Source organism: Pseudomonas cichorii (genome assembly GCF_019719005.1).
GTDB lineage: Bacteria > Pseudomonadota > Gammaproteobacteria > Pseudomonadales > Pseudomonadaceae > Aquipseudomonas > Aquipseudomonas cichorii_E.
This window is the reverse complement of record NZ_JAIGPJ010000001.1, coordinates 360,201-372,919: the sequence shown is the minus strand read 5'-3', so window position 1 is coordinate 372,919 and position 12,719 is coordinate 360,201. Positions and strand designations below refer to the sequence as shown.

General features: G+C 54.4%; 26 protein-coding genes. All 26 read left to right on the top strand.

Translation table 11 applies throughout. The features are described from left to right. Positions 1 to 2 precede the first annotated feature (2 nt). The 26 genes from rplD (at position 3) to rplQ (ending at position 12,674) form a co-directional block, all read left to right on the top strand. Positions 3 to 605, top strand: a complete 603-nt coding sequence (rplD, locus tag K5D32_RS01865; protein ID WP_025262052.1) for a 50S ribosomal protein L4 — start codon at positions 3 to 5, stop codon at positions 603 to 605. Next, positions 602 to 901 (top strand): 50S ribosomal protein L23, encoded by a 300-nt coding sequence (rplW, locus tag K5D32_RS01860; protein WP_002555488.1) that lies wholly within the window; start codon positions 602 to 604, stop codon positions 899 to 901. Before rplD ends, rplW begins: the two co-directional genes overlap by 4 nt. A 14-nt stretch (positions 902 to 915) precedes the next feature. After that, positions 916 to 1,740 carry a 50S ribosomal protein L2 gene (rplB, locus tag K5D32_RS01855; protein WP_007924198.1) on the top strand — a complete coding sequence of 275 codons (825 nt, stop codon included), beginning with the start codon at positions 916 to 918 and terminating at the stop codon, positions 1,738 to 1,740. A gap of 16 nt (positions 1,741 to 1,756) precedes the next feature. Beyond that, positions 1,757 to 2,032 (top strand): 30S ribosomal protein S19, encoded by a 276-nt coding sequence (gene rpsS, locus K5D32_RS01850; RefSeq protein ID WP_004883670.1) that lies wholly within the window; start codon positions 1,757 to 1,759, stop codon positions 2,030 to 2,032. Positions 2,033 to 2,045: 13 nt separating this feature from the next. After that, complete coding sequence (gene rplV / locus K5D32_RS01845) at positions 2,046 to 2,378, top strand: 50S ribosomal protein L22 (protein WP_002555485.1); 333 nt, start codon at positions 2,046 to 2,048, stop codon at positions 2,376 to 2,378. Positions 2,379 to 2,391: 13 nt separating this feature from the next. Then, positions 2,392 to 3,078, top strand: a complete 687-nt coding sequence (gene rpsC, locus K5D32_RS01840; protein ID WP_025262051.1) for a 30S ribosomal protein S3 — start codon at positions 2,392 to 2,394, stop codon at positions 3,076 to 3,078. 12 nt (positions 3,079 to 3,090) lie between these two features. Next, positions 3,091 to 3,504: a 50S ribosomal protein L16 gene (gene rplP / locus K5D32_RS01835; RefSeq protein WP_025262050.1), complete on the top strand. Its 414-nt coding sequence runs from the start codon at positions 3,091 to 3,093 to the stop codon at positions 3,502 to 3,504. Then, a complete protein-coding gene (rpmC, locus tag K5D32_RS01830; RefSeq protein WP_002555481.1) occupies positions 3,504 to 3,695 on the top strand; it encodes a 50S ribosomal protein L29 in 192 nt (63 codons plus the stop codon). Before rplP ends, rpmC begins: the two co-directional genes overlap by 1 nt. 2 nt (positions 3,696 to 3,697) lie before the next feature. After that, entirely contained in the window at positions 3,698 to 3,964 is a 267-nt protein-coding gene (gene rpsQ, locus K5D32_RS01825) for a 30S ribosomal protein S17 (protein WP_002555480.1), read from the top strand. Between the two features lie 23 nt (positions 3,965 to 3,987). Next, positions 3,988 to 4,356 carry a 50S ribosomal protein L14 gene (rplN, locus tag K5D32_RS01820; RefSeq protein ID WP_002555479.1) on the top strand — a complete coding sequence of 123 codons (369 nt, stop codon included), beginning with the start codon at positions 3,988 to 3,990 and terminating at the stop codon, positions 4,354 to 4,356. An 11-nt stretch (positions 4,357 to 4,367) separates the two neighbouring features. Then, complete coding sequence (rplX, locus tag K5D32_RS01815; RefSeq protein ID WP_002555478.1) at positions 4,368 to 4,682, top strand: 50S ribosomal protein L24; 315 nt, start codon at positions 4,368 to 4,370, stop codon at positions 4,680 to 4,682. A gap of 20 nt (positions 4,683 to 4,702) precedes the next feature. Next, positions 4,703 to 5,242 (top strand): 50S ribosomal protein L5, encoded by a 540-nt coding sequence (gene rplE, locus K5D32_RS01810; RefSeq protein WP_004883677.1) that lies wholly within the window; start codon positions 4,703 to 4,705, stop codon positions 5,240 to 5,242. Between the two features lie 13 nt (positions 5,243 to 5,255). Beyond that, positions 5,256 to 5,561: a 30S ribosomal protein S14 gene (gene rpsN / locus K5D32_RS01805; RefSeq protein WP_025262049.1), complete on the top strand. Its 306-nt coding sequence runs from the start codon at positions 5,256 to 5,258 to the stop codon at positions 5,559 to 5,561. Positions 5,562 to 5,774: 213 nt separating this feature from the next. Further along, on the top strand, positions 5,775 to 6,167 hold the full coding sequence (rpsH, locus tag K5D32_RS01800) for a 30S ribosomal protein S8 (RefSeq protein ID WP_025262048.1): 393 nt from the start codon (positions 5,775 to 5,777) through the stop codon (positions 6,165 to 6,167). Between the two features lie 12 nt (positions 6,168 to 6,179). Continuing rightward, a complete protein-coding gene (gene rplF / locus K5D32_RS01795; protein ID WP_200994439.1) occupies positions 6,180 to 6,713 on the top strand; it encodes a 50S ribosomal protein L6 in 534 nt (177 codons plus the stop codon). A 10-nt stretch (positions 6,714 to 6,723) separates the two neighbouring features. Further along, positions 6,724 to 7,074, top strand: a complete 351-nt coding sequence (gene rplR / locus K5D32_RS01790) for a 50S ribosomal protein L18 (RefSeq protein WP_002555473.1) — start codon at positions 6,724 to 6,726, stop codon at positions 7,072 to 7,074. A gap of 3 nt (positions 7,075 to 7,077) precedes the next feature. Then, entirely contained in the window at positions 7,078 to 7,578 is a 501-nt protein-coding gene (rpsE, locus tag K5D32_RS01785; protein ID WP_024687031.1) for a 30S ribosomal protein S5, read from the top strand. A gap of 2 nt (positions 7,579 to 7,580) precedes the next feature. Further along, positions 7,581 to 7,757 carry a 50S ribosomal protein L30 gene (gene rpmD, locus K5D32_RS01780; protein WP_010220317.1) on the top strand — a complete coding sequence of 59 codons (177 nt, stop codon included), beginning with the start codon at positions 7,581 to 7,583 and terminating at the stop codon, positions 7,755 to 7,757. Positions 7,758 to 7,760: 3 nt separating this feature from the next. Beyond that, complete coding sequence (rplO, locus tag K5D32_RS01775; protein ID WP_007924183.1) at positions 7,761 to 8,195, top strand: 50S ribosomal protein L15; 435 nt, start codon at positions 7,761 to 7,763, stop codon at positions 8,193 to 8,195. After that, positions 8,196 to 9,530, top strand: coding sequence for a preprotein translocase subunit SecY (gene secY, locus K5D32_RS01770; RefSeq protein ID WP_025262046.1), 1,335 nt, complete (start codon positions 8,196 to 8,198; stop codon positions 9,528 to 9,530). 28 nt (positions 9,531 to 9,558) lie between these two features. Then, entirely contained in the window at positions 9,559 to 9,675 is a 117-nt protein-coding gene (rpmJ, locus tag K5D32_RS01765) for a 50S ribosomal protein L36 (protein WP_002555468.1), read from the top strand. Between the two features lie 130 nt (positions 9,676 to 9,805). Next, a complete protein-coding gene (gene rpsM, locus K5D32_RS01760; RefSeq protein ID WP_004883692.1) occupies positions 9,806 to 10,162 on the top strand; it encodes a 30S ribosomal protein S13 in 357 nt (118 codons plus the stop codon). Positions 10,163 to 10,192: 30 nt separating this feature from the next. Further along, positions 10,193 to 10,582: a 30S ribosomal protein S11 gene (gene rpsK / locus K5D32_RS01755; protein ID WP_002555466.1), complete on the top strand. Its 390-nt coding sequence runs from the start codon at positions 10,193 to 10,195 to the stop codon at positions 10,580 to 10,582. A gap of 18 nt (positions 10,583 to 10,600) precedes the next feature. Continuing rightward, entirely contained in the window at positions 10,601 to 11,221 is a 621-nt protein-coding gene (gene rpsD / locus K5D32_RS01750; protein WP_025262045.1) for a 30S ribosomal protein S4, read from the top strand. A gap of 22 nt (positions 11,222 to 11,243) precedes the next feature. Beyond that, positions 11,244 to 12,245 carry a DNA-directed RNA polymerase subunit alpha gene (locus K5D32_RS01745; protein WP_025262044.1) on the top strand — a complete coding sequence of 334 codons (1,002 nt, stop codon included), beginning with the start codon at positions 11,244 to 11,246 and terminating at the stop codon, positions 12,243 to 12,245. A gap of 42 nt (positions 12,246 to 12,287) precedes the next feature. After that, on the top strand, positions 12,288 to 12,674 hold the full coding sequence (gene rplQ, locus K5D32_RS01740) for a 50S ribosomal protein L17 (RefSeq protein ID WP_025262043.1): 387 nt from the start codon (positions 12,288 to 12,290) through the stop codon (positions 12,672 to 12,674). The last annotated feature ends 45 nt before the right edge of the window (positions 12,675 to 12,719 follow it).

Here is a 12,719-nt window from a genome sequence, read left to right as displayed (position 1 = left end):
ACATGCAATTAAATGTAAATGACGCTCAAGCAATCGAAGTTTCCGAACTGACATTTGGCGGCGAATTCAACGAGACACTGGTGCACCAGGCAGTCGTAGCCTACATGGCTGGCGGTCGTCAGGGCAGCAAGCAGCAAAAGACCCGTTCCGACGTTTCCGGTGGCGGTAAGCGCCCATGGCGTCAGAAGGGTACTGGCCGCGCTCGTGCCGGTACTATCCGTAGCCCAATCTGGCGTGGCGGCGGTACCACTTTCGCAGCTCGTCCTCAGGATCACACCCAGAAACTCAACAAGAAGATGTATCGCGCTGCTCTGCGTTCCATTCTTGGTGAGCTGGTCCGTACTGATCGTCTGGTCGTGGTTCAGGACTTCGCTGTCGAAGCACCGAAAACCAAAGACCTGCTGGGCAAGCTGAATGGCATGGGTCTGACCGATGTTCTGATCGTGTCTGACGCTGTTGACCAGAATCTGTACCTGGCTGCTCGTAACCTGCCTCACGTCGACGTGCGTGATGTTCAAGGTTCCGATCCAGTTAGTCTGATCGCATACGACAAAGTGTTGATCACTGTGTCGGCCGTGAAGAAATTCGAGGAGCTGCTGGGATGAACCAGGAACGCGTATTTAAAGTTCTACTTGGCCCGCACGTTTCCGAGAAGGCCACGGTTCTGGCTGACAAGAAAGGCCAGTTCGTTTTCAAGGTTGCTACTGACGCAACCAAGCTGGAAATCAAGAAGGCCGTCGAAAGCCTGTTCAGCGTGAAAGTAGAGCGTGTTACTACCCTGAATGTTCTGGGTAAGAGCAAGCGCACTGCTCGCGGTCTGGGCAAGCGTAATGACTGGAAGAAGGCAGTTATCTCCCTTCAGCCAGGCCAAGATCTCGATTTCAGCAGCAGTGCTGAGTAAGGAAGGGGTGCATCATGGCAATCGTTAAATGCAAACCGACTTCCCCTGGCCGCCGTTTTGTGGTCAAGGTGGTCAACCAGGAGCTGCATAAAGGCGCTCCTCACGCACCGCTGCTCGAGAAAAAATCGAAGTCTGGTGGTCGTAACAACAATGGCCGTATCACTACACGTCACGTGGGTGGTGGTCATAAGCAGCATTATCGTTTGGTTGACTTCCGTCGCAACGACAAAGATGGCATCGCTGCCACTGTCGAGCGTATCGAATACGATCCAAACCGTACTGCTCACATCGCTTTGCTGCTGTACGCAGACGGCGAGCGTCGCTACATCATCGCCCCTAAAGGCGTGAGTGCTGGCGACCAGCTGATCGCTGGTGCTCTGGCTCCAATCAAGCCGGGCAACGCTCTTCAACTGCGCAACATTCCAGTTGGTAGCACCGTACACGGCATCGAACTGAAGCCAGGTAAAGGCGCACAGATCGCTCGTTCCGCTGGTGCTTCTGCACAGCTGATCGCTCGTGAAGGTGTGTACGTTACTCTGCGTCTTCGCTCCGGTGAGATGCGTAAAGTACTGGCTGAATGCCGTGCAACGCTTGGTGAAGTCTCGAACTCCGAGCACAGCCTGCGTTCCCTGGGTAAAGCTGGTGCCAAACGCTGGCGTGGCGTTCGCCCAACCGTTCGTGGTGTTGCCATGAACCCGGTTGACCACCCACATGGTGGTGGTGAAGGTCGTACCTCTGGTGGTCGTCATCCGGTATCGCCGTGGGGCTTCCCGACTAAGGGCGCGAAGACTCGTGGTAATAAGCGTACCGACAAAATGATCGTCCGTCGTCGCAAGTAAATAGAGGGATACGACAGTGCCACGTTCTCTGAAAAAAGGTCCTTTTATTGATCTTCACCTACTGAAGAAGATCGAAGTGGCGGCGGAAAAGAACGATCGCAAACCAGTGAAAACCTGGTCGCGTCGTTCGATGATCCTGCCACAAATGGTCGGTCTGACCATTGCTGTGCATAACGGTCGTCAACATGTCCCAGTTCTCGTGAGCGAAGACATGGTCGGCCATAAACTGGGCGAGTTTGCCGGTACCCGCACTTATCGTGGGCACGTGGCAGACAAGAAAGCCAAGCGTTAAGGGGTAAGGAACGATGGAAGTAGCCGCTAAGTTGTCGGGCGCTCGAATCTCCGCCCAGAAAGCCCGCTTGGTCGCCGACCAGATCCGCGGGAAGAAGGTGGGCGAAGCGCTCAACCTGTTGGCTTTCAGCAGTAAGAAAGCCGCCGAGATCCTGAAGAAAGTGCTGGAGTCGGCTGTAGCCAACGCCGAGCATAACGAAGGCGCAGACGTTGATGACCTGAAGGTCTCCACCGTTTTCGTCAACGAAGGGCGTTCGCTGAAGCGCATCATGCCACGTGCCAAAGGCCGTGCTGATCGCATCGTCAAGCGGTCTTGCCATATCACTGTCAAGGTCGCTGACAAGTAACGGAGTCGAAGAGATGGGTCAGAAAGTACATCCCATTGGCATTCGCCTGGGAATCGTCAAGGAGCACACCTCCGTCTGGTACGCAGACGGTCGCACTTACGCAGACTACCTGCTGGCAGATCTGCAGGTGCGTGAGTACCTCCAAGACAAACTAAAAAGCGCGTCCGTAAGCCGTATCGATATCCATCGTCCGGCTCAGACAGCACGTATCACCATCCACACCGCTCGTCCAGGTATCGTTATCGGGAAGAAAGGTGAAGATGTTGAGAAACTGCGTCAGGACCTGACCAAGCAAATGGGTGTGCCTGTGCACATCAATATCGAAGAGATCCGCAAGCCGGAGCTCGACGGTATGCTGGTTGCGCAGAGCGTAGCTCAGCAGCTGGAGCGTCGTGTAATGTTCCGTCGCGCCATGAAGCGCGCTGTACAGAACGCCATGCGCATTGGTGCCAAAGGCATCAAAATCCAAGTGAGCGGTCGTCTCGGCGGTGCTGAAATCGCACGTACTGAATGGTATCGCGAAGGTCGTGTGCCACTGCACACCCTGCGTGCCGACATCGACTATGCCAACTACGAAGCTCACACCACCTACGGTGTGATCGGTGTAAAGGTTTGGATCTTCAAAGGCGAAGTAATTGGTGGTCGCCAAGAAGAACTGAAACCACAAGCACCAGCGCCTCGTAAAAAAGCTGCTAAGTAAGGGGTACGCCAAATGTTGCAACCAAAGCGTACGAAGTTCCGCAAGCAAATGACTGGCCACAACCGTGGTCTGGCATTGCGCGGTAGCAAAGTCAGCTTCGGCGAGTTCGCGCTGAAGTCTGTAGCTCGTGGTCGTCTCACCGCTCGTCAGATCGAGTCAGCGCGTCGTGCTCTGACCCGTCACGTTAAACGTGGCGGCAAGATCTGGATCCGTGTATTCCCGGACAAGCCTATTTCCAAAAAGCCCCTAGAAGTTCGTATGGGTAAAGGTAAGGGTAACGTCGAGTACTGGGTTGCCCAGATTCAGCCAGGCAAAGTCCTGTATGAAATCGAGGGTGTTACTGAAGAGCTGGCGCGTGAGGCTTTCGCCCTGGCTGCTGCAAAGCTGCCGCTCGCCACCTCCTTTGTTAAGCGGACGGTGATGTGATGAAAGCGAATGAACTTCGTGAAAAATCAGCACAGCAGCTGAACGAGCAACTGCTCGGCCTGCTGCGCGACCAGTTCAATCTGCGTATGCAGAAAGCAACTGGCCAGTTGGGGCAGTCTCACCTGCTCTCGCAAGTTAAGCGTGACATCGCTCGCGTGAAGACTGTGCTCAACCAGCAGGCAGGTAAGTAATCATGGCTGAAGCCGAAAAAACCGTCCGTACGCTGACTGGCCGTGTTGTCAGCGACAAGATGGACAAGACCATCACCGTTCTGATTGAGCGTCGCGTAAAGCACCCGATCTACGGTAAATACGTTAAGCGTTCGACTAAGCTGCACGCGCACGACGAAACCAATCAGTGCCATATCGGCGACAAAGTCACTATTCGTGAAACTCGTCCGGTAGCCAAGACCAAGTCTTGGGCATTGGTTGATATCCTCGAACGCGCTGTGGAAGTCTAAGGACTAGGGGTCGGAGAAATTATATGATTCAGACTCAATCCATGCTCGATGTGGCCGATAACAGCGGCGCTCGCCGCGTTATGTGCATCAAGGTGCTGGGTGGCTCCCATCGTCGTTACGCTGGTATCGGTGACATCATCAAAGTGACCGTCAAGGAAGCAATTCCGCGCGGTAAGGTGAAAAAAGGCCAAGTGATGACTGCTGTTGTAGTCCGCACTCGCCACGGTGTTCGTCGTGCAGACGGCTCCATCATCCGCTTCGATGGCAACGCTGCTGTTCTTCTGAACAACAAGCAAGAGCCGATCGGTACCCGTATCTTTGGGCCAGTGACCCGTGAACTTCGTACTGAGAAGTTCATGAAGATCGTCTCGCTCGCCCCAGAAGTGCTGTAAGGAGATCCGACATGCAAAAGATTCGTCGTGACGACGAGATCATCGTGATCGCCGGCAAAGACAAAGGTAAGCGCGGTAAGGTGCTCAAGGTTCTCGCTGACGACCGTCTGGTCGTTGGTGGGATCAACCTGGTGAAGCGTCATACCAAGCCAAACCCGATGTCGGGCGTACAGGGCGGTATCGTCGAGAAAGAAGCGCCATTGCACGCTTCCAACGTCGCCATTTTCAACGGCGCAACCAACAAGGCTGACCGCGTTGGTTTCAAAGTTGAAGACGGCAAGAAAATTCGTGTCTTCAAGTCGACCCAAAAAGCGGTTGATGCTTGAACACTGCTAGGTAGAAGACCATGGCACGACTAAAAGAGATTTACCGGAAGGAAATCGCTCCGAAGCTTAAGGAAGAACTTAAGCTGGCGAACGTGATGGAAGTTCCGCGCGTTACCAAAATCACCCTGAACATGGGTCTGGGCGAAGCGATCGGTGACAAGAAAGTCATCGAGCACGCTGTTGCTGACCTGGAAAAGATCACCGGTCAAAAAGTTGTTGTGACTTACGCTCGGAAATCCATCGCTGGCTTTAAAGTCCGTGAAGGTTGGCCGATCGGCGTCAAAGTAACTCTGCGCCGCGATCGTATGTACGAGTTCCTGGATCGTCTGCTGTCGATCTCCCTGCCTCGGGTTCGCGACTTCCGCGGCCTGAATGCCAAGTCCTTCGATGGTCGTGGCAACTACAGCATGGGCGTAAAAGAGCAGATCATCTTCCCGGAAATCGACTACGACAAGATCGATGCTCTCCGCGGTCTGGACATTACCCTGACCACCACTGCCAAGAACGATGATGAAGGTCGCGCACTGCTGCGTGCTTTCAAATTCCCGTTCCGCAACTGATTGGAGTAGGAAAATGGCCAAGAAGAGCATGAAAAACCGTGAGCTGAAGCGTCAGCTCACCGTTGCCAAGTTCGCCGTGAAGCGTGCAGCGCTCAAAGCAATCATCGTTGATCTGAACGCAAGTCCAGAAGCGCGTTGGGAAGCTACCGTAGCTCTGCAGAAGCAACCACGTGACGCAAGCGCTTCGCGCATGCGTAACCGTTGCCGCATCACCGGTCGTCCACACGGTGTCTATCGCAAGTTCGGCCTGGGCCGTAACAAGCTGCGTGAAGCAGCAATGCGTGGCGACGTACCGGGTCTGGTTAAAGCCAGCTGGTAAGACGTACCTCTCGCTACCTGTCGTCGGTTTCGCAAGAAATCGATGCCAGGTGAGTCGGGAAATCAAATCAAGCCCCTTTTGGGGCTTGATTCGTTTCTGCGGTAGGTCTAGAATTGCCGGCTCGCCTGAGCCCGTGTTTTTACTTGCCCGGAATATCTCGGCGACAAGCTGTAGCCGCAAGGCTAATTATTTTGTATTAGGAGCGTCTAGCCCATGAGTATGCAGGACCCGTTAGCGGACATGCTAACTCGTATCCGTAATGCCCAGATGGCTGAAAAGCCCGTCGTAAGCATGCCATCTTCCACGTTGAAGGTTGCTGTAGCCAAAGTTCTGAAAGACGAAGGTTACATTGCGGGTTATCAGATCAGCAGCGAAATCAAGCCACTGCTGTCCATCGAGCTGAAGTACTTCGAAGGCCGTCCAGTCATCGAAGAAGTGAAGCGCGTCAGCCGCCCAGGCTTGCGTCAGTACAAGTCCTCCGATGATCTGCCAAAAGTTCGTGGCGGTCTTGGTGTGTCTATCGTCTCCACCAACAAAGGTGTGATGACGGATCGTGCTGCGCGCGCTGCCGGTGTCGGTGGCGAAGTGCTTTGCACTGTGTTCTAAGGGGGGATAAGCATGTCACGCGTAGCTAAGAACCCCGTTAAGTTGCCAGCCGGTGTCGAAGTCAAATTCGTTGGCCAGCAGCTTTCGGTGAAGGGTGCCAAGGGTACTCTGGAACTGAACGTCCATTCGTCCGTTGAAATTGTTGAAGAAGCTGGTGAGCTGCGTTTCGCTGCTCGCAATGGCGATCAACAGACTCGCGCAATGGCAGGCACAACTCGTGCACTGGTTAACAACATGGTCCAGGGCGTAAGCCAAGGCTTCGAGCGCAAGCTCCAGCTGGTCGGTGTTGGTTACAAAGCGCAAGCAAAAGGCTCGGTCCTGAACCTGGCACTTGGCTTCTCGCACCCGGTGGATTACGAATTGCCGAATGGCATTACCGCTGAGACCCCCAACCAAACCGATATCTTCATTCGTGGTATCGACAAGCAGTTGGTTGGTCAAGTGGCCGCTGAGATCCGCGACTTCCGCCGTCCTGAGCCGTACAAAGGCAAAGGTGTGCGTTACGCAGACGAAGTCGTCCGCCGTAAAGAAGCCAAGAAGAAGTAGGGCATAGCAAATGACCGTCAAAAAAGTTACCCGACTGCGTCGCGCTCGCAAAGCACGCCTGAAAATGCACGAGCTAGAAGTCGTGCGTCTCTGCGTGCACCGCTCTTCGCAGCACATTTATGCCCAGGTCATTTCGGCCGACGGCAGCAAAGTCCTGGCAAGCGCCTCGACTTTGGACAAAGAACTGCGTGATGGCGCCACTGGCAACATCGACGCGGCCACTAAGGTTGGCAAGCTGGTCGCCGAGCGTGCAAAAGCCGCTGGCGTATCGCAAGTGGCTTTCGACCGTTCTGGCTTCAAGTACCACGGCCGTGTCAAAGCGCTGGCTGATGCTGCTCGTGAAGGCGGGCTGGAGTTCTAAGTTATGGCAAATAACGACCAAAAACGCGACGAAGGCTACATCGAGAAGCTGGTTCAAGTTAACCGCGTGGCCAAAACCGTAAAAGGCGGCCGTATCTTCACTTTCACTGCGTTGACCGTAGTGGGTGATGGTAAAGGGCGCGTTGGCTTCGGCCGTGGCAAGTCACGTGAAGTGCCTGCTGCAATCCAGAAAGCGATGGAAGCTGCTCGCCGCAACATGATCCAAGTCGATCTGAACGGCACTACCCTGCAGTACGCAATGAAGTCTGCCCATGGCGCTTCGAAGGTGTACATGCAACCTGCTTCTGAAGGTACCGGTATCATCGCTGGCGGCGCTATGCGCGCAGTGCTGGAAGTTGCTGGTGTCCAGAACGTATTGGCCAAGTGCTACGGCTCTACTAACCCGGTAAACGTGGTTCACGCCACTTTCAAAGGTCTGAAGGGCATGCAGTCTCCTGAGTCCATCGCGGCCAAACGTGGCAAGCGTGTTGAGGAGATCATCTGATCATGGCTACCGTTAAAGTAACGCTGATCAAAAGCACCGCCGGCCGTCTCCCTAACCACAAACTGTGTGTTAAGGGTCTGGGTCTGCGTCGCATCGGTCACACTGTAGAAGTCCTGGATACTCCCGAGAATCGCGGGATGATCAACAAGGCTTACTACATGCTGCGAGTCGAGGGTTAATCGATGAAACTCAATGATCTGAGTCCAGCGCCGGGTTCCCGTCGCGAAAAGCATCGTCCGGGCCGTGGTATCGGTAGTGGTTTGGGTAAGACTGGTGGCCGTGGTCACAAAGGTCAGACCTCCCGCTCCGGTGGCACCATTGCTCCGGGCTTTGAAGGCGGCCAACAGCCGTTGCATCGTCGTCTGCCAAAATTCGGTTTCGTTTCCCTGAAAGCCATGGACCGCGCAGAAGTGCGTCTGTCCGAACTGGCCAAAGTGGAAGGCGACATCGTAACTGTGCAGTCCCTGAAGGATGCCAACGTGATTAACCAGAACGTACAGCGTGTGAAAATCATGCTGTCCGGCGAAGTTACTCGCGCTGTCACCATCAAAGGTATCGCAGCCACCAAAGGTGCGCGTGCGGCTATCGAAGCAGCTGGCGGCAAGTTCGAGGAATAAATGGCTAAGCAAGGTGCTCTCTCTGCGCTCGGCAAAGGCGGTATGTCTGAACTCTGGGCTCGTCTGCGTTTTCTGTTCCTGGCGATTATCGTCTACCGAATAGGCGCACACATCCCGGTTCCAGGTATCAACCCGGATCGACTCGCAGACCTGTTTCGACAGAATGAGGGGACCATTCTTAGCTTGTTCAACATGTTTTCCGGCGGCGCGCTGGAGCGGATGAGCATCTTTGCACTGGGGATCATGCCGTACATTTCGGCATCGATCATCATGCAGCTGATGACCGCCGTCAGCCCGCAGCTGGAACAGTTGAAGAAGGAAGGTGAAGCTGGCCGTCGCAAGATCAGCCAGTACACCCGCTACGGCACCGTCGTCCTGGCATTGGTTCAAGCTATCGGCATGTCCGTTGGCCTGGCCAGTCAGGGCGTTGCTTTCTCTGCAGATATCGGCTTCCACTTCGTGGCTGTCACCACCTTCGTGGCTGGTGCAATGTTCATGATGTGGCTGGGCGAGCAGATTACCGAGCGCGGTGTTGGTAACGGTATCTCGATGTTGATTTTCGCAGGTATCGTCGCCGGTCTTCCGAGAGCGATCGGGCAGTCTTTCGAGTCTGCACGCACGGGTGATATCAATATCTTCGCCCTGGTTGCGATCGGTTTGCTGGCAGTAGCGATCATCGGTTTCGTGGTGTTCATTGAGCGTGGTCAGCGTCGTATTGCTGTTCACTACGCCAAGCGTCAGCAGGGCCGTAAGGTCTTCGCTGCGCAGACCAGCCACCTGCCGCTGAAAGTGAATATGGCTGGTGTTATTCCTGCCATTTTCGCGAGCAGCATCTTGCTGTTCCCGGCTTCGCTGGGTTCCTGGTTCGGTCAGTCTGAAGGTATGGGCTGGTTGCAGGACATCTCGCAGTCGATCGCTCCTGGTCAGCCGTTGAATATTCTGCTGTTTAGTGCAGGGATTATTTTCTTCTGCTTCTTCTATACGGCGTTGATGTTCAATCCGAAAGACGTAGCGGAAAACCTGAAGAAGTCCGGTGCCTTTATTCCGGGTATCCGTCCAGGTGAGCAGTCGGCACGCTATATTGATGGCGTCCTGACCCGCTTGACCATGTTCGGTGCTCTTTATATGACGGCCGTGTGCCTGCTTCCCCAGTTTCTGGTGGTTGCAGCAAACGTACCGTTCTACCTTGGCGGGACCTCGTTGCTGATCGTGGTCGTGGTTGTGATGGACTTTATGTCGCAAGTACAATCTCACCTCGTTTCGCACCAGTATGAATCCCTGATGAAGAAAGCCAACCTGAAGGGTTACGGCAGCGGCGGCGGAATGCTGCGCTGAGGTACCCATAAGGTTCGAGGAGTTGGTGATGAAAGTTCGTGCATCGGTGAAAAAGCTGTGCCGTAACTGCAAGATTATTCGCCGCGAAGGTGTGGTTCGAGTAATTTGCAGCGCGGAACCACGTCATAAGCAGCGCCAAGGCTGATTGTGATTTGTGCTTAAGCCCAGCAGCTAGTGCGCTGCTGGGTTGATTATTTGTTCCTACAGCGATATTATCTCGCGCCCTATTTCTTGGCTTCCGGGGCGTAGGTAGCTGTCAATTGGAGTCCCACTGAATGGCCCGTATTGCAGGCGTTAACATTCCAGATAACAAGCATACTGTTATCTCGCTGACCTACATCTATGGTGTTGGTCGCACAACTGCACAGAAAATTTGTGCAACCACTGGGGTTAACCCAGCGGCAAAGATCAAAGATCTGAGCGACGAGCAGATTGAACAGCTGCGTGGCGAAGTGGCGAAGTTCACCACTGAAGGTGACCTGCGTCGCGAAATCAACATGAAAATCAAGCGCTTGATGGATTTGGGCTGCTACCGCGGTCTGCGTCATCGTCGTGGTCTGCCAGTACGCGGTCAGCGTACCAAGACCAATGCGCGTACTCGCAAAGGTCCGCGTAAGCCGATCCGCAAGTAATCGCTCCAGCGTTTCGACAGGAATTTAGTCATGGCAAAACCTGCTGCTCGTCCTCGTAAAAAAGTTAAAAAGACAGTGGTTGATGGCATCGCCCACATCCACGCGTCGTTTAACAACACAATCGTCACCATTACCGATCGTCAAGGTAACGCTCTTTCCTGGGCTACCTCCGGCGGTTCGGGTTTCCGTGGTTCACGCAAGTCCACCCCGTTCGCTGCTCAAGTAGCTGCCGAGCGTGCTGGTCAAGCCGCGCTGGAGTACGGTCTGAAAAACCTCGACGTCAATGTCAAGGGTCCAGGCCCAGGTCGTGAATCCGCTGTCCGTGCATTGAACGGCTGTGGCTATAAGATCGCCAGCATCACCGACGTGACGCCAATCCCGCACAACGGGTGCCGTCCGCCGAAGAAGCGCCGCGTGTAATCCAGGAGACTGTAAGAAATGGCTCGTTACATTGGTCCAAAATGCAAACTTGCTCGTCGTGAAGGCACCGATCTCTTTCTGAAGAGCGGCGTTCGCGCTATCGAATCCAAGTGCAACATCGAAGCAGCTCCAGGCATCCACGGTCAACGCCGCGGTCGCCAGTCCGATTACGGTACTCAGCTGCGTGAAAAGCAAAAAGTCCGTCGTATCTACGGCGTTCTCGAGCGTCAGTTCAGCGGCTACTACAAAGAAGCTGCCGGCAAGAAAGGCGCAACAGGCGAAAACCTGCTGCAATTGCTCGAATGCCGTCTGGACAACGTTGTATATCGTATGGGCTTCGGCTCGACTCGTGCCGAATCCCGTCAACTGGTTTCGCACAAGTCGATCAGCGTCAACGGCAAAACCGTTAACGTTCCTTCTTACCAGGTTCGTGCTGGTGACGTAGTCGCTATTCGCGAGAAGGCCAAGAACCAACTGCGTATTGTCCAGGCTCTCGATCTGTGTGCCCAACGTGGCCGCGTAGAATGGGTAGAAGTAGACACTGAGAAGAAATCGGGCGTTTTCAAGAACGTTCCAGCTCGCAGTGATCTATCCGCCGACATCAACGAAAGCCTGATTGTCGAGCTCTACTCCAAGTAAGGGCTAGAAAATAGGTGCATCCATGCAGATTTCGGTAAATGAGTTCCTGACACCCCGCCACATTGATGTGCAGGTTGTCAGTCCAACCCGCGCCAAGATTACTCTCGAGCCTCTCGAGCGTGGTTTTGGCCATACCCTGGGCAACGCGCTTCGCCGCATTCTGTTGTCCTCCATGCCCGGCTGTGCAGTAGTCGAGGCCGAGATTGACGGTGTACTCCATGAGTACAGCGCCATCGAAGGTGTACAGGAAGACGTCATTGAAATCCTGTTGAACCTTAAAGGTCTGGCTATCAAGCTGCACGGTCGAGACGAAGTTACGCTGACCTTGTCGAAGAAGGGTTCGGGGGTGGTTACCGCTGCCGATATTCAGCTGGATCATGATGTCGAGATCGTTAATCCCGATCACGTAATCGCTAACCTGGCGTCTAACGGCGCCTTGAACATGAAGCTCGTAGTAGCTCGTGGTCGTGGTTATGAACCGGCAGACTCGCGTCAGAGCGATGAGGACGAAAGCCGCAGCATTGGTCGTCTGCAGCTTGACTCTTCGTTCAGCCCAGTACGTCGCATCGCCTACGAGGTGCAAAACGCCCGTGTCGAGCAGCGTACCAACCTGGACAAGCTGGTTATTGATATGGAAACCAACGGTACTCTGGATCCTGAAGAGGCTATCCGTCGTGCTGCAACCATTCTGCAACAGCAGTTGGCTGCGTTCGTCGACCTCAAAGGTGACAGCGAACCAGTGGTAATCGAACAGGAAGATGAGATCGATCCGATCCTCCTCCGTCCGGTTGACGATTTGGAACTGACCGTGCGTTCGGCCAACTGCCTTAAGGCGGAGAACATTTACTACATCGGCGACCTGATTCAGCGTACCGAAGTAGAACTGTTGAAGACTCCGAACCTGGGCAAGAAATCCTTGACCGAGATCAAGGATGTCCTGGCTTCTCGTGGTCTTTCCCTCGGCATGCGCCTCGACAACTGGCCGCCTGCAAGTCTTAAGAAGGACGACAAGGCGACTGCCTGATCGTCGTAATCACCGAACGTTGTGTTTGGTAAGGAATGAACCATGCGTCATCGTAAAAGTGGACGTCACCTGAGCCGTACCAGCTCTCACCGCAAGGCTATGTTCCAGAACATGGCGGTGTCGCTGTTCGAGCACGAGCTGATCAAAACTACCCTGCCGAAAGCCAAGGAACTGCGCCGCGTTGCCGAGCCGCTGATCACTTTGGCCAAGGTAGACAGCGTTGCTAACCGTCGTTTGGCTTTCGACCGTACTCGTTCGAAAGAAATCGTTGGTAAGCTGTTCAACGATCTGGGCAAGCGCTATGCAACCCGTCAGGGCGGCTACCTGCGTATCCTCAAGTGCGGTTTCCGCGCTGGCGACAACGCGCCAATGGCGTACGTCGAGCTGGTTGATCGTCCTGTCGGTGGTGTTGTAGAAGCTGCTGAATAAGACGTCAGTCTGAACAAAGAACCGGGCCTTGTGCCCGGTTTTTTG